Annotated in this window: 11 protein-coding genes and 3 pseudogenes; 7 read left to right on the forward strand and 7 right to left on the reverse strand. The window is 58.5% G+C overall.

Annotation, left to right across the window (positions count from 1 at the left end):
• Positions 1–41: 41 nt before the first annotated feature.
• Complete coding sequence (locus tag IC37_RS14135; RefSeq protein WP_030130256.1) at positions 42–941, reverse strand: AraC family transcriptional regulator; 900 nt, start codon at positions 939–941, stop codon at positions 42–44.
• 158 nt (positions 942–1,099) lie between these two features.
• On the opposite strand from IC37_RS14135, the gene IC37_RS14140 reads away from it, so the two are divergent.
• From IC37_RS14140 to IC37_RS14155, 4 genes are all read left to right on the forward strand, one after another.
• A complete protein-coding gene (locus IC37_RS14140; RefSeq protein WP_030130257.1) occupies positions 1,100–1,858 on the forward strand; it encodes an SDR family NAD(P)-dependent oxidoreductase in 759 nt (252 codons plus the stop codon).
• A 616-nt stretch (positions 1,859–2,474) separates the two neighbouring features.
• On the forward strand, positions 2,475–3,728 hold the full coding sequence (gene mexE / locus IC37_RS14145; RefSeq protein ID WP_030130258.1) for a multidrug efflux RND transporter periplasmic adaptor subunit MexE: 1,254 nt from the start codon (positions 2,475–2,477) through the stop codon (positions 3,726–3,728).
• A 15-nt stretch (positions 3,729–3,743) separates the two neighbouring features.
• Positions 3,744–6,935, forward strand: coding sequence for an efflux RND transporter permease subunit (locus tag IC37_RS14150; protein ID WP_030130259.1), 3,192 nt, complete (start codon positions 3,744–3,746; stop codon positions 6,933–6,935).
• On the forward strand, positions 6,932–8,353 hold the full coding sequence (locus IC37_RS14155; RefSeq protein ID WP_007905575.1) for an efflux transporter outer membrane subunit: 1,422 nt from the start codon (positions 6,932–6,934) through the stop codon (positions 8,351–8,353). The genes IC37_RS14150 and IC37_RS14155 overlap by 4 nt, the downstream gene beginning before the upstream one ends.
• A 210-nt stretch (positions 8,354–8,563) precedes the next feature.
• On the opposite strand, the pseudogene IC37_RS30540 reads toward IC37_RS14155, so the two are convergent.
• Positions 8,564–8,749: pseudogene (locus IC37_RS30540) on the reverse strand (HlyD family secretion protein); the annotation flags it as partial.
• Position 8,750: 1 nt separating this feature from the next.
• A pseudogene (locus IC37_RS14165) lies at positions 8,751–8,960 on the reverse strand (FUSC family protein); the annotation flags it as partial.
• A 191-nt stretch (positions 8,961–9,151) separates the two neighbouring features.
• Here IC37_RS14165 and IC37_RS14170 point away from each other — a divergent pair.
• Entirely contained in the window at positions 9,152–10,207 is a 1,056-nt protein-coding gene (locus tag IC37_RS14170; protein ID WP_030130261.1) for a tetratricopeptide repeat protein, read from the forward strand.
• Between the two features lie 31 nt (positions 10,208–10,238).
• Here the strand turns inward: IC37_RS14170 and IC37_RS14175 are convergent, their stop codons facing one another.
• The 4 genes and pseudogenes from IC37_RS14175 to IC37_RS14190 form a co-directional block, all read right to left on the reverse strand.
• Positions 10,239–10,616 (reverse strand): response regulator, encoded by a 378-nt coding sequence (locus IC37_RS14175; RefSeq protein ID WP_007905602.1) that lies wholly within the window; start codon positions 10,614–10,616, stop codon positions 10,239–10,241.
• Positions 10,617–10,660: 44 nt separating this feature from the next.
• Positions 10,661–11,875 (reverse strand): hybrid sensor histidine kinase/response regulator, encoded by a 1,215-nt coding sequence (locus tag IC37_RS14180; protein WP_030130262.1) that lies wholly within the window; start codon positions 11,873–11,875, stop codon positions 10,661–10,663.
• A gap of 75 nt (positions 11,876–11,950) precedes the next feature.
• The gene (locus tag IC37_RS14185) at positions 11,951–12,763 is read right to left on the reverse strand and encodes a protein-glutamate O-methyltransferase CheR (protein WP_030130263.1); all 813 of its coding nucleotides are present in this window, start codon (positions 12,761–12,763) and stop codon (positions 11,951–11,953) included.
• A 95-nt stretch (positions 12,764–12,858) separates the two neighbouring features.
• Positions 12,859–13,935 (reverse strand): annotated as a pseudogene (locus IC37_RS14190) (CHASE3 domain-containing protein); the annotation flags it as partial.
• A 256-nt stretch (positions 13,936–14,191) separates the two neighbouring features.
• On the opposite strand from IC37_RS14190, the gene IC37_RS14195 reads away from it, so the two are divergent.
• Both IC37_RS14195 and IC37_RS14200 read left to right on the forward strand, forming a co-directional pair.
• On the forward strand, positions 14,192–14,557 hold the full coding sequence (locus IC37_RS14195; protein ID WP_030130265.1) for a response regulator: 366 nt from the start codon (positions 14,192–14,194) through the stop codon (positions 14,555–14,557).
• Positions 14,558–14,613: 56 nt separating this feature from the next.
• Positions 14,614–15,906, forward strand: coding sequence for a glycosyltransferase (locus IC37_RS14200; RefSeq protein ID WP_030130266.1), 1,293 nt, complete (start codon positions 14,614–14,616; stop codon positions 15,904–15,906).
• Positions 15,907–15,922: the final 16 nt, after the last annotated feature.

A 15,922-nucleotide genomic window follows, 5' to 3' on the forward strand; every position in this document is an offset into this window, starting at 1 on the left:
TCCATTGTCATCCGTCAACAATCCGTATACAAGTCTGCTGTTTACGCGCTTGTTGGAGTGCCGATCGCCTGCCGTATCTCACGCACGTCGCGTGCAGGCGGTGCGCCGAACTGTCGTAGATATTCGCGGCTAAACTGTGATGCGCTTTCATAGCCGACAACGAACGCTACGTCAGACGCGCGATGCTCACCAGCAAGCAAAAGCTGGCGAGCTTCCTGCAATCTAAGCTGTTTCTGATACTGGATAGGACTGAAGCCTGTCATTGACAGAAAATGGCGATGCAAGCTCGCCCGGCTCATGCCGCTGGCTTCGCACAAGGCCTCGATGCGAAGTCGGGTATTGTAATTGTCCCTGATCCAGGCAACGGCCCGCCGGATGCTACCCAGTGCGCCATTGGGCTGGGCAATCTGACGCAGCAGCCGCCCCTGGGGACCCAGCAGGAGACGATAGAGCAATTCCCGTTCGACCATGGGGCCGAGAACCGGGATATCGGCAGGCGTGTCGAGCAACGACAATAAGCGCAGTAACGTGTCGCGCAGCGAAGCGGTCATCGGGTTTATCATGACGCCAATCCCCTTCTGTTCGCTCTCGCGAACCGGTGGCATGGTCGCCGCCAATTCCGCCAGTATGGCCGGATCCAGCACGAGCGATACTGCAACGTAGGGCTGCCCTCCTTCAGCATCAAGAATCTGTCCGATCAAAGGCAGATCCAGGGCGCTGACAAGATAGTGCTCACTGTCGTAGCTCAGAAGATTGTCATTAATCGAAACGCGCTTCGAGCCTTGCAGGATGAAGCAGATCATCGAGCGATATAGGCATGGCGCCTTATCTGTAGAGCCTTGTCCGACGCAGAGGTCTACGCGCGGAATCCGTGTGGTCGTTAAACCCGCAGGCGCATGGCGCAGGGCTATATCAAGATGCGGTGCAAGATCGCTGTTCATGAACCGATTATGCCAGCGACCCGCGACCGCGCAATACGATTGATACAATCAGGCAATGAATTGAGCTTATTGGGCGTGGGTTACAAACCTGTCATTGCCTATCTTGAGCAGGTCAAGAACGAGCCGAAAGGCGCGCCTAAACCTAGCAGAGACAACTCATGACTAACCAGATCGCACTCATCACCGGCGCCAGCCGCGGCCTTGGACGCAACATGGCTCTTCACCTCGCCAAGCGCGGCGTCCACATCATCGGCACCTATCGCAGTGGCGTGGCAGAAGCCGAATTGCTGAAGCAGGAGATCGAAGCGCAGGGCGGCAAGGTAGCTATGCTGCCGCTCGACATCACCGATACCGTCAGCTATGAGACTTTTTCAAGCGCAGTGACTAGTACGCTGATGGCCGACTTCGGCCGCGAGCGCTTCGACTTTCTCGTCAACAATGCCGGCAATGGCCTCTTTGCGAACTTTATTGACGCGACCGAGGACCAGTTCGGCTCACTGATTGCCACGCACCTTCGCGGTCCGATTTTTCTGACGCAGAAGCTGCTGCCGCTCATGGAAGACGGCGGTCGTATCCTGAACGTTTCGTCCGGGTTCGTACGCTTTACTTTGCCGGGATACAGCATTTATGCGGCGGTAAAGGCCGCAGTCGAGGTGCTGACCCGTTACATGGCCGTAGAACTTGGTTCGCGCCGAATTCGGGTGAATGCGATTGCCCCTGGCGCCATCGCAACTGATTTTGGGGGTGGTGCGGTGCGCGACAATAAGGATGTGAACGCCTATGTGGCACAGGGCATCGCCTTGAGCCGTGTCGGTCTACCGGACGATATAGGCGGTGCAGTGGCAGCCATCCTGTCCGATGACATGGCTTGGGCTAACGGGACGACTTTTGACATTTCGGGCGGGCAGTTGCTCTAGTCGTTAACTATTGAAAGGACACCGTTATGCCAACATCAATTGAGAGCGCGCAGGTTGACGTTCGCCTTCCAGCGGGTTGGAGTTTGAGCCTGAGTGCGACGAGTGCGATCGATGACGCAGTAGATGAAAACTCGTTGATGGCTAGCTTCAGCTACCACCTGTAACCCTGTCAGCAGCTGCTCATCGCTCTGGCGGTGGATGTGCGTTAGCCCTACATTAACTAATGCCAGTCAGTTAAGAGACAGGACAAGCGATGAGTAACCTGTGGCGAGGGAGCTTGCTCCCGTTGGACTGCGAAGCAGTCCCATTTTGGGGCCGCTTCGCGGCCCAGCGGGAGCAAGCTCCCTCGCCACAGGTTCAGTATCACGCTTAACTGACCGGTATTAAGGCTTGCCCGCGAAAGCCGCGCCCCGGTTTAAAGCCTCCCTTACACTCCCTGCAACACTGAATTGTCATCATTTCATTTGATAGCCCGCTCACGGAAGGTGCATGCTAGAGGGCTCCCTTTGGGCTTATATCATTCCGAATGATAGTTACCTTCGCCCCATTCGATTCGTGCCATACACCCCCCACCAAGCATTATCCGTCCATCTCAATATATTGGCGGATTGCATCCATGGAACAGTCACTCAAACATTTGCGCTTCCCCTTGGCCCTGTTGGCCGTGCTGGTGATGAGCGCCTGCGGCAAGACCCCGGACGCTGCCGCCACGATGCCCGCGGCCAACGTCAGCGTGGCCAAGGTGCTGGAACAACCGGTCAACGAGTGGGACGAATTCACCGGGCGACTTGAAGCGCCGGAAACGGTAGAGATTCGTCCACGGGTCTCCGGGCAGATCGATGACGTGGCTTTCACCGAAGGCGCGCTGGTCAAGAAAGGCGATCTGTTGTTCCAGATCGACCCGCGTCCATTCCAGGCTGAGGTCCGCCGCCTCGAAGCCCTGGTTGCCCAAGCTCGCGCCACCGCCACCCGCAGCGAAAACGAATCCCAGCGCGGCGAACGTCTGCGCACCAGCAACGCGATTTCCGCCGAACTCGCCGACTCGCGCACCAGCGCGGCTCAAGAAGCCCGCGCCGCCGTCGGCGCCCTCCAGGCCCAACTTGACCTGGCCAAACTGAACCTGAGTTTCACTCGCGTCACTGCGCCTATCAGCGGCCGTGTCAGCCGTGCGGAAATCACCGCCGGCAACCTGGTGACCGCCGATACCACCGCGCTGACCAGCGTGGTGTCCACCGACAAGGTCTACGCCTACTTCGACGCCGACGAGCGTGTCTTCCTTAAATACACCCAGCTCGCCCGCCAGGGCCAACGCGGCGCAACCACGCCGGTTTACCTCGGCCTGTCCAATGAAGACGGCAACCCGCACCAGGGCCAGATGAACTTCATCGACAACCAGGTCAACCCGAATACCGGCACCATCCGCGGTCGTGCAGTGTTCGACAACAGCGACGGCACCTACACCCCGGGGCTTTATGCACGCCTGAAACTGGTGGGCAGCGGCACCTACTCCGCGGTGTTGATCAACGACGAAGCGGTCGGTACCGACCTGGGTAAAAAGTTCGTGCTGGTGATGGATGCCGACAACAAAACGGCTTACCGCCCCGTCGAGCTGGGTCCGAAGATCGAAGGTCTGCGCATCGTGCGCAGCGGCCTGAACAAAGACGACACCATCATCGTCAAGGGCCTGCAACGGGTTCGCCCTGGTTCACCGGTCACGCCTGAAGTGATCCCGATGGCCAGCGAACAAACCCTCGCGGCTCTCGCACAACAACGAAAAGCGCTGGAAGCCAGCAACCTGCCCCAAGTCGCACCTGCCAAGGTCGCGCCGGGAACGGCTGTGAAAGTGGCTGCTGCGACTCCACGCGGTTAAGGGACAATTACTCCGATGAATTTTTCCCAATTCTTCATTTCACGGCCGATCTTCGCAGCGGTACTGTCGCTGCTGATCCTGATCGCTGGCGCCATCTCGCTGTTCCAGTTGCCGATCAGTGAATACCCGGAAGTCGTGCCACCGACCGTTGTGGTCCGTGCCAACTTCCCGGGCGCCAACCCTAAAGTCATTGGTGAAACCGTGGCCGCTCCTTTGGAGCAAGCCATCACCGGCGTCGAGAACATGCTGTACATGTCCTCGCAGTCCACCGCTGACGGCAAGATCACCCTGACCATTACCTTTGCCCTGGGCACTGACCTGGACAACGCGCAGGTGCAGGTTCAGAACCGCGTGACCCGGACCGAGCCGAAGCTTCCCGAGGAAGTGACGCGCATCGGTATTACCGTGGACAAGGCGTCGCCCGACCTGACCATGGTTGTGCACTTGACCTCGCCGGACAAACGCTACGACATGCTCTACCTGTCCAACTACGCCTTGCTCAACATCAAGGATGAGCTGGCGCGTCTGGGCGGTGTCGGTGATGTGCAGCTGTTCGGTATGGGCGACTACTCGCTACGGGTGTGGCTCGATCCGAACAAGACCGCTTCGCGCAACCTGACCGCCACCGATGTGGTCACCGCGATTCGTGAACAGAACCGTCAAGTGGCGGCCGGTGCCCTGGGCGCGCCGCCTGCGCCGAATGCCACCGCGTTCCAGCTGTCGGTCAACACCCAAGGCCGTCTGGTTTCCGAGGAAGAGTTCGAGAACATCATTATTCGCTCCGGCGAGAATGGTGAAATCACTCGCCTCAAAGACATCGCTCGCGTCGAACTCGGCTCCAGCCAATACGCCCTGCGCTCCTTGCTGAACAACCAGCCGGCAGTGGCGATCCCGATCTTTCAGCGCCCTGGTTCCAACGCGATTCAGATTTCCAACGACGTTCGGGAGAAAATGGCCGAGCTGAAGAAGAACTTCCCGGAAGGCATGGACTTCAGCATCGTTTATGACCCGACGATCTTCGTGCGCGGCTCCATCGAGGCGGTGGTTCACACCCTCTTCGAAGCGCTGATCCTGGTTGTGCTGGTGGTGATCCTGTTCCTGCAAACCTGGCGCGCCTCGATTATCCCGTTGGTGGCGGTGCCGGTTTCGTTGATCGGTACGTTTGCCGTGATGCATCTGTTCGGCTTCTCGTTGAACGCCCTGTCGCTGTTCGGATTGGTACTGGCCATCGGTATCGTGGTCGACGATGCGATTGTGGTGGTGGAGAACGTCGAGCGAAACATCGGGCTCGGATTAACCCCTGTAGAAGCCACCAAGCGTGCGATGCGCGAAGTGACCGGTCCGATCATCGCGACGGCGCTGGTGCTGTGTGCGGTGTTTATCCCGGCTGCGTTCATCTCCGGATTGACCGGGCAGTTCTATAAACAATTCGCCCTGACGATTGCGATTTCGACCGTGATCTCGGCCTTCAACTCGCTGACCTTGTCGCCAGCGCTGGCCGCCGTGCTGCTCAAGAGCCACGACGCGCCGAAAGACCGTTTCTCCAAGGTCCTCGACAAGCTCTTCGGTGGCTGGTTGTTCCGTCCGTTCAACCGCTTCTTTGACAAGGCCAGCCATGGTTATGTCGGCACCGTGGGCCGGGTTATCCGCAGCAGCGGTATCGCCCTGCTGGTGTACGCCGGCCTGATGGTGTTGACCTTCTTCGGGTTCTCCAATACCCCGACCGGTTTCGTGCCCGGCCAGGACAAGCAATACCTGGTGGCCTTCGCGCAACTGCCGGATGCCGCGAGCCTGGACCGCACCGAAGAGGTGATCAAGCGCATGTCCGACCTGGCCCTGAAACAGCCTGGCGTGGAAAGCGCGGTGGCCTTCCCGGGTCTGTCGATCAACGGTTTCACCAACAGCCCGAACGCCGGCATCGTGTTCGTCACCCTGAAACCGTTCGACGAACGTAAGGATCCGAGCATGTCCGCCGGTGCGATTGCCGGTGCATTGAACGGCCAGTACGCCGGAATTCAGGAAGCCTACATGGCGATCTTCCCGCCGCCGCCGGTACAAGGCCTGGGGACCATTGGCGGTTTCCGCCTGCAGATCGAAGACCGGGGCAACCTGGGCTATGACGAGCTGTACAAAGAAACCATGAACATCATCACCAAAAGCCAAAGCGTGCCGGAACTGGCTGGTCTGTTCACCAGCTACACGGTGAACGTGCCGCAGGTCGATGCCGCCATCGACCGGGAAAAAGCCAAGACTCACGGCGTGGCCGTCAGCGACATCTTCGACACCCTGCAGATCTATCTGGGCTCGCTGTATGCCAACGACTTCAACCGCTTCGGTCGCACCTATCAGGTCAACGTTCAGGCTGAGCAGCAGTTCCGTCTCGAATCCGACCAGATCGGTCAGCTGAAAGTGCGCAACAACCGGGGCGAGATGATTCCGCTGGCGACCTTCATCAAGGTCAGTGACACCTCGGGCCCGGACCGTGTAATGCACTACAACGGCTTCATCACCGCTGAAATCAACGGTGCGGCAGCCCCCGGCTACAGCTCCGGCCAAGCCGAGAAAGCCATCGAGAAACTGCTCAAGGACGAATTGCCCAACGGCATGACCTACGAGTGGACCGACCTGACCTACCAGCAGATTCTGTCCGGCAACACCGCGCTGTTCGTGTTCCCGCTCTGCGTACTGCTGGCGTTCCTGGTGCTCGCGGCTCAATACGAAAGCTGGAGCCTGCCGCTGGCGGTGATCCTGATCGTACCGATGACCCTGCTGTCGGCCATTACCGGTGTGATTGCCTCGGGCGGCGACAACAACATCTTCACCCAGATCGGCTTGATCGTACTGGTGGGACTTGCGTGTAAGAACGCGATTCTGATCGTCGAGTTTGCCAAGGATAAACAGGAAGAAGGCCTCGGCCCGCTGGCAGCGGTGCTGGAAGCTTGCCGTCTGCGTCTGCGGCCGATCCTGATGACCTCCTTCGCGTTCATCATGGGTGTTGTGCCTCTGGTTTTCTCCAGCGGTGCCGGTGCCGAAATGCGTCATGCCATGGGTGTGGCGGTGTTCTCCGGGATGCTCGGGGTGACCTTCTTCGGTCTGTTGCTGACGCCGGTGTTCTACGTCCTGATTCGCAACTTTGTGGAGCGCGGTGAAGCGCGCAAAGCGGCCAAGGCGCTGAAATTGGAAAAGCAACTGGAGGCGCAACAATGAGTCTGAAAGCCTTCCTGCCGAGCCTTCTGGTACTGGCCCTGAGTGCCTGCGCTGTTGGCCCGGATTACAAAACCCCAGCGACGGAGGCGGCCAACATCACGGCCGCCACCGATGGCAGCGCCGGTCAGAAGAACTTCGACCGCGCCCGTTTCGAAGGCATCTGGTGGCAGCAGTTCGACGATCCGACTCTGAACCAGCTGGTGACGCAATCCTTGCAAGGCAACCGCGATTTGCGCGTAGCCTTCGCTCGCTGGAAAGCGGCCCGGGCAATTCGCGATGACGCCAGCAATGACGCCATGCCGACCATCACCAGCCGCGCCAGCAGTGATCTGGCCAAAGGTCAGATTCCCGGCCAGACCACCGACCGCGTCAGCAGTGAACGCTATGACCTGGGCCTGGACATGGCCTGGGAACTGGACTTATTCGGTCGCATCCAGCGCAACCTGGAATCCAGCGATGCCGAACAGCAGGCCGCCGAAGCCGATCTTTACCAGCTGCAAGTCACCATGATTGCCGAACTGGTGGACGCCTATGGCCAACTGCGTGGCGCACAGCTACGGGAAAAGATCGCCCTGGCCAACCTGAACAACCAACAGGAATCGCGCAAGATCACCGAAAGCCTGCGTGATGCCGGTGTCGGCGATCAGCTCGACGTGGTTCGCGCCGATGCGCGCCTGGCGTCTGTCGAAGCCAGCGTGCCGCAACTGCAGGCCGAACAGGTGCGTCAGCGCAACCGCATCGCTACCCTGCTGGGTGAGCGTCCGGACAAACTGACCGTCGACTTGAGTCCAAAAGACTTGCCGGCAATCGCCAAGGCCTTGCCGATCGGTGATCCGGGCGAACTGCTGCAGCGGCGTCCGGACATCCGTAGCGCCGAACGCCAACTAGCGGCCGCCACCGCCCGCATCGGCGTGGCCAAGGCTGACTTGTTCCCCCGGGTCAGCCTCAGCGGCTTCCTCGGTTTTACTGCCGGACGCGGTTCGCAGATCGGTTCCTCGGCGGCCAACGCTTGGGCACTGGGCCCAAGCATTACCTGGGCGGCGTTCGACCTGGGCAGCGTGCGCGCCCGTTTGCGCGGTGCCGATGCTGAAGCCGAAGGCGCTCTGGCGACCTACGAGCAGCAAGTACTGTTGGCGTTGGAGGAGTCGGAAAACGCCTTCAGCGATTACGGCAAACGTCAGCAGCGCCTGATCTCGCTGATTCGCCAAAGCGAATCAAGCCGCGCCGCTGCCGATCTCGCCGACATTCGCTACCGCGAAGGCACCGTGGACTTCCTCGTGCTGCTCGATGCTCAGCGTGAGCGCCTGGCAGCCGAAGACACCCAGGCCCAGGCTGAAGTCGATTTGTATCGCGGCATCGTCGCCATCTACAAAGCCCTCGGCGGCGGCTGGCAGCCAGAGACGGTCGCCAGCAAGTAACGTTTTAAAGAGCTCCTTTGGTTGGCCGCAACCAACCAATTCTTTTGCCCCGCGCCTCATTCGGTCGCGGGGCTTTTTTTTGGCTGCACACTGCTGGAGTCACCACACACCCTGTGGGAGCGGGCTTGCTCGCGAATGCGGTGTGTCAGCCGCAGAATATCTATTGGATGTACCGGCCTCTTCGCGAGCAAGCCCGCTCCCACAAGGGGGCTAGTGGCTTGTCTTGCTATCCCCGTTTTCCATGATGGTTACCGTAGCCGTGGTCCCGGCCCGCAGGTGGTTTTTGGCGACATGGTCGGCGTCGATCTGAATCCGCACCGGCACCCGTTGCGCCAGCTTGACCCAGGTGTAACTGGGGTTGATGTTGGCCAGCAGGCGACTACCAGGGGAGTTTTCGCACCTGGCCGAAACTTCGGGCCAGGGCCATGCCGCCCAATGGCTGGCTGACGATGACCACCGCCATGATCGACCACTTGGGCTGCTCAAGGTCGAACAGGAAGGCCAGATACAACGTCAGCAGTCCGGCCACAATGGTCCTCAGGGCGAACAGCAGCACCTCTCGTCCGGGGTTGAGTATCGCCTTGAAATATTGAAGCAGTGGTTGCATGGGAGCGCTCATGAAGTCATCTCCAGCAAGCGTAGTCATTGCTTCAGTGCGTCGACAGGTTTCAATATCGACAAGACCTGTAGGCAAATTCACCGACGACTGCGTGCTGAATCAAGCTTGGATTTGACTCACAACCCGGCCTGACCGAAGCTGGTGACTTTGTAAATGCCTGCCAGCTCCCGGATTCCTGCATGCCTCAGTCCCGCCGCTACTTGCTCATCAGCCTCTGCGTGGTGTTTGCCCTCGCCCTCGCCTGGTTTTTCCTGCGTAGCACGACGCCTGTGGTGCCGGTGGCGATCAAGCATGGCTACAGCGAAGCGCTGGCCCAGGCACGCGCGGGTCAACCGGGGGCGGCGCGGGTGCTTTATCAGCAATTGGGCCGCCCCGACCTGTCAGACAAGCGCCGTGTCTGGCTGCATGCCGAACTGCCCAACTATCCAAGCCCGCAAGCCCTGAAACTGGCGGATGCGGACCTGCAACATTCCTCGGCGGATGTGCGCATCGCAGCGATCAAAAGCATCAGCGGGCTGGTGCCCAGTGGGCAGCGTAGTCTGTTGCTGGGGCCCTTGCTCGATGACAGCGACCCGAGCGTCCGGTTTGCGGCGGTCAACGCGTTACTGGGTCTGACGCCGGATGAACTGGGGTTGTACTTCGGCCCCTTGGAGCAAGCGATAGATGCTTGGGAGCAGCTCCTCAAGCGTCAGCCGGAAAGCGCCGAAACCCAGTACCAATTGGCGCGCCTGCACTTGCACAATACCGAGCTGAAGGAGGCGCAGCAGGCCTTGGAGCGCACGTTGCAACTGGCGCCCGGCAACCTGCCGGCACTGGTGATGCAGATAGAAGTGCTGGATAAACAGGGCCAAAGCGATGCCGCCAGGCAATTGTTGGCCAAACAGTTAAAGGCCCAACCTGACTCGGCCTACCTGCAACATGCGCTGGGGCTCTGGTTGCTGCATCACGGTCAAAGCGAGTTCGCTTTGCTCGGCCTGTCCAAAGCCGTGGAGCTCGAGCCGAACAACAAGGAATACCGCTACGACCTCGCCACCACGCTGCATGGTGAGCAGGAGCTGGAAGCGGCGCAGAACCAGCTACAGGAAATCGTCCAGCGCCACCCGGCCGATCGCAAGGCGCGCGTACTGCTGATCAACTATTGGAAAGAAAGCGGACAGTTGCAGAACGTGCAGATCCTGTTGGCACAGCTGGAGCAGCTCAACCCGGATGATCCGGCGTTGCAACAAGGGCTTTAATCTTAAAAAGCGCCTGCGAGGGCCGGTGCGGTCAGGACAACATGTCCTGCATGATCTGTTGCAACACATCCAGATCAAATGGCTTGCCCAGGATCGGCGCTTTGCGGGTGATCGGGCTGTCGGTCTCGCGAATTTCCTGCGGGTAACCGCTGATGAAGATGACCTTGAGTTCCGGTCGCAGCTTCACGGCGGGTTCGGCGATCTGCACGCCAGAAATCCCCCCCGGCAAGCGGAAGTCGGTGATCATCATGTCCAGATGCGGTTTGCTCGCCAGAATTTCGAAGGCCTGCTCGCCGTTTTCGGCTTGCAGCACCCGGTAACCCTCACCCGACAAATAAGCGGACAGCACCATCAGGATCGAAGGGTCATCCTCGACGATCAGTACCACATCTTGTGCATCTTCACTCATGGAAAGCCTTTGTTCGGTCAATAGCTGCTGATACGACCGTGCGGTCACTCAGAGGTTGCGTTTATCGGGCTGTTTTCCTGCAGCGGCAGACAAACGCGAAACAAGGCGCCTTCGCCAATCCGGCTCTCGACGGTGATGGAGCCACCATGGGCGGCGACAATCTGCTCCGATATAAACAGCCCAAGGCCCAGCCCTGCTACAACGGTCTTGGCGCTAACCCTTTCGAACTGCTGAAAAATGCGCTGCTGATTCTCTTCACTGATCCCGATACCGCGATCCTGAACCTCAACCCGCGCTTGCCCGTCCTGATTGTACACGCGTACGTCGATCGGACTCTTGGCGCCATAACGTAGCGCATTGCTCAACAGGTTGGACATCACTTGTTCAATACGAAACTCATCCCAATTGCCCACCACGGGCTGGTCGGCCGTCAAGGTAATCGACGACTCTGCCGCCTCGACCTGCGGTGCAAAGTTTTGCAGAAGATTGTTCACCAGTTGCACCAGATCAAACCGAGTGGGGCGGATCGACAGCTTGCCTGTACGAATCCGCGACACATCGAGCATGTCTTCGATCAGGCGGATCAGGCTTTTGATCTGCCGCTCATCGCGGTCGACCATGGCGTGCATCTTGTCCAGCGTGAATGCCGCGGCGTCACCCCGAGCCAGGTGCATCTTGCGCAACTGGGTTTCGAGAATCAGGCCATTGAGCGGCGTACGGACTTCGTGGGCCACGATGGACATGAAGTCATCCCGCATGCGCACCGCTTGCTCCAGCTCATTCTGGGTGTTCTGCAACTGTTTGAGCAGCGCCTCCTGCTCCCGGCGACTGTGCTCCAGCGCTTCGACCTGATGCTGCATCGCTTTGCTCTGGCGATACAGGTCGACGAAGACATTGACCTTGCTCTTGACCGCGTGAACATCCAGCGGCTTGTGCAAGAAGTCTACTGCACCGCTTTCGTAGCCCTTGAACGCGTAATCAAGCTCGCGGCCAGCGGCACTGACGAACACAATCGGGATGTGTTTGGTTTTTTCCGTACCGCGCATCAACTCGGCCAGTTCAAAGCCGTTCATGCCGGGCATCTGCACATCGAGAATGGTCATGGCGAATTCGTGCTGCAACAACAGCGACAAGGCTTCGTCGGCAGACAGGGCTTTGTAGACGATACGGTCTTCACGCCGGATCAAGGCTTCGAGCGCCAGAAGGTTCTCCGGCAGGTCGTCGACGATCAGCAATTTGGCCTGGATATTACTTAGCATGCGATTCGTTCCGGCTCGACAAACAGACGGTCAATGCCGCGAGATCCAGCCGATGAGTCTCCAGCACTGCCCTGTTCATGATTTGCGATAGATCCGTTCTGGTTTGACCAATGCTTCAAATTGATTGCCATAGGCCGAGAAATCCAGGGTTTCCTTATTGCCCAGTGCCAGAAAACCCCGATGACACAGCGATTCGTGAAACAAGCCGAACGCGCGATCCTGTAGCTTTTTGTTGAAATAAATCAAAACGTTACGGCACGAAATTAATTGAGTTTCCGAAAACACACTGTCGGTGGCCAGGCTGTGATCGGCGAAGGTCACGTTATCGCACAGGCTCTTGTCGAAAATGGCGTAGCCATAGGCCGCCGTGTAGTAATCGGCGAACGAACGCTGACCGCCGGCCTGCTGGTAGTTGTGAGTGTAGGCCCGGACATTCTCCAGGGAGAAAATCCCCTGCCTGGCTTTATCCAGCGAGCGCGGGTTGATGTCCGTCGCATAGAGGATGGTGCGATCCAGCAGGCCCTCTTCGCGCAGCAGAATCGCCATCGAATAGACCTCTTCGCCGGTGCTGCAACCGGCGATCCAGACCTTGATCGACGGATAAGTCTTGAGCAGTGGCACCACCTCCTGACGCAGGGCCCGGAAGTGCGAAGGGTCGCGAAACATTTCGCTGACCGGGATTGTCAGCAATTGCAGCAGTTGCATGAACGCGGCCGGATCGTGCAGAACCTTCTCCTGCAGCGCCGAGATGGTTTTGCACTCGAACTGACTCAAGGCGTGATTGACCCGGCGTTTGATCGACGCGCCGGAATAATCGCGAAAATCGTAGCTGTACTTGAGGTAGATCGCCTCGATCAACAACCTCAATTCGATTTCGGCGCGCTCCACTAGAGGCGCTCCATCTTCGGTAACCACACACGAATCAGCGAGAACAGGCGATCCAGGTCGATGGGCTTGGCCAGGTAGTCATTAGCACCGGCTCGCACACCGTTGACCCGATCGTCGTCGCTGGTCGGCACCACCAATACGCTATGCGGTAAACCTTCGCCAAGGCCGGAGCTGACTTTGAAGTAATCGCCCGGTACGTCATCCAGACGAATCAAACGCGCCTGGTGCGCCACTTGGCCGACAATCCCTTCGCCACTGTATATCTGCTGTTCAAGCGCTTCCTGTTCCCGGGAGAAACCGTAAGACGCGATGCGCTTCAGACCACCATGATCCTCACGGACATAGATCGCCGCGACAGCCGTGCCTAAATATTGGGCACAGAACTGCAGAATGTTGCGCCCCAACACATTGAGAGATAACTGCCCCAACACTTGCTCGGCCAGTTCGGTCTGACCGTTGCGTAACCAGGCTTGCTGTTCCAGACGCCGGGCACTGGCCTGTTGCCCGGCGAGGTTGGCGCTGTAGTTTTGGGACAGCTTGAGCAGGTCCCGACGGCCAATGTAGGCCAGCATTGCGCTGATACCAGCCACGAACAGCAGATAAAGGGCGATGCTCCAGATCGTGGTACGGCGCACTTCCTCGTTGCGCGTGGCACGCAACTGCTGCTCCATGTCGATCACGTCTTCGAATTGCTTGCGAAGCTCATCGGTCAGCCGCTTGCCACGCCCGGCCTTGATGACGCTGCGGTAGTCACCGTTTGCGCGCCGCAAATCGATCATCGATTGCGCGTAATGGGCCCATTCTGTCTGCAACGCCTGGAGCCGGTGCAGGCGGTCGGTCTGGACAGGGTTGTCGGCGGTCAGTTCGAGCAAGGTATTGAGAGCGACGGCGATTCTCGGCTTGGCCGTCTCATAGGGCTCAAGAAAATGTTCGTCATCACTGAGCAGAAAACCGCGCATGCCGGTTTCCAGATCGACGGTCAACTTTATCGCCTCATTGGCATTATTGATCACCCGGTCGGTGTGCTGGATCCACTGGATCACCGACAGCAAATAGGTAATCAACGAAACGAAGAACACTGCGCTGATGACACCGACACCCAACGGCAAGCTGACGTTGCGGCTCAGGAGTTTACGGAATCGTTGCTCATCAACCGAGGGCGCAGAGGTCATGGGGAGGCCTTGTCGAACTGTTGAAAGTAACCGAGTTTTCCCCACAACTGCCGAGTGGATCCAATTTTCCGGCATGTTTTTCGGCAAAACCCTGCATTTGACTGTTCTGGCGCAAAGGAGCGGTTATCCTGTGCGGCTCTTGAGCGGCTATTGTTTTTTATAGCGCGCCGCAAACGTGTCGTGATCCGTCACTGACTCACCCAAGGGCCCGGCGATTTCGATCGACGTCACCACAACCAAACCTTGAGAGCCCACTATGCCCACCAACGCCTCCACCATTCTAGTCGTCGAAGACGATGCCATCGTACGCACGCTGATCATCGATGTACTGGAGGAACTGGAATTCCGGGTGCTTGCGGCGGATGGCTGTGAAATGGCGCTGGAGTTCATCAACGATGAGGACCAGGACATCGACTTGCTGATGACGGATGTAGGGTTGCCGGTCATGGATGGTCGGGAACTGGCGAAGCAGGCGCGCATGCTGCGTCCCGAGTTGCCGATCCTGTTCGCCAGTGGCTATGCCGAAAGCATCGAGGTGCCTGACGGCATGCATCTCATCGGCAAGCCATTCTCTATCGATCAGTTGCGGGACAAGGTCAAGGGCATCCTCGTCCAGGCCTGACTTTTCTCGCGCTCCGATTTTCTCCACTCTCTACCCGCATCAAGGAATACCCGTCAATGAGTCAGCCCCGCGCAACCAAAGTCCTGGTAATTGGTTACGTCTGGCCCGAGCCCCGCTCTTCCGCGGCGAGCGGGCATGTCATGCAAATCCTCGAAACGTTCTTGCAGCAGGGCTGGGACATTACCTTTAGCAGCCCGGCCGGCACCGGTGAGCACCGTGCGGACTTGACCGCGCTGGGCATTCGCGAAGTGCCGATCGAGTTGAATAACAGCAGTTTCGACACCTTTGTCAGTGAACTGGCACCGGATATCGTGCTGTTCGATCAATTCATGATGGAGGAACAGTTTGGCTGGCGAGTCGAAAAACACTGCCCTGACGCCTTGCGCGTGCTGGAGACCTCCGACCTGCAAAGCCTGCGACATGCCCGGCACCAGCGGCTCAAAGATCGTTTGAAGGCCAGTGACGATGTTGATGATTTCACTGGGCTGTTCGCCCCGGCGCTGCGCGAAGAGTTCGAGCTGATGGCTGACACCGATCTGGCCAAACGGGAGATCGCCGCGTTGTATCGCTGTGACTTGAACCTGATGATCTCCGAAGTGGAGATCGAATTGCTGGTCGAGCAGTTCGGGTTGCCACGACAACTGTTGCATTGGTGCCCGTTGATGGTCGAACCGCTGCCCACCGCGTCGCCGGCGTTTGAGGAGCGTGCGCATTTTCTGAGCATCGGTAACTTCCGCCACGCGCCCAACTGGGACGCCGTGCTCTGGATGAAAACCACAATCTGGCCGCTGATCCGTGCGCAGTTGCCAGAGGCGCAACTGCATATCTATGGCGCCTATACGCCGCCCAAAGCCACCGCCTTGCACAATGCGGCCCAGGGTTTTCATGTGATGAACTGGGCGGAAGATGCCCTGCAAGTCATGTCTGCAGCCAGGGTGTGCCTGGCGCCGTTACGCTTCGGTGCGGGTATCAAGGGCAAGATTGTCGATGCAATGCTCTGTGGCACCCCGAATGTCACTACCCCCATAGGCGCCGAAGGCATGTGCGGTGAGATGCCATGGTCCGGTCATGTGGCTCGCTCGGCTCAAGCCCTGGCGGATGCAGCCGTAAAGCTGAATCAGGATAAGTTGCACTGGACTCAGGCCCAACAGGCAGGTGCTGAGTTATTGAACAAGCGTTATCGTAAAGATATCCATGGTCCGGCATTAATAGAACGTTTAGAGCGCTGTCGGAGTAACTTGCAAAGCTTGCGTAACGAAAACTTTACCGGCAGCATGTTGCGCCATCATTTGCATAAAAGCACTCAATATATGTCGCAATGGATAGAGGCAAAAAATAGCCCACAATAACAATATTTTGAAACCA

The sequence above is a fragment of the Pseudomonas sp. QTF5 genome (genome assembly GCF_000512695.2).
GTDB lineage: Bacteria > Pseudomonadota > Gammaproteobacteria > Pseudomonadales > Pseudomonadaceae > Aquipseudomonas.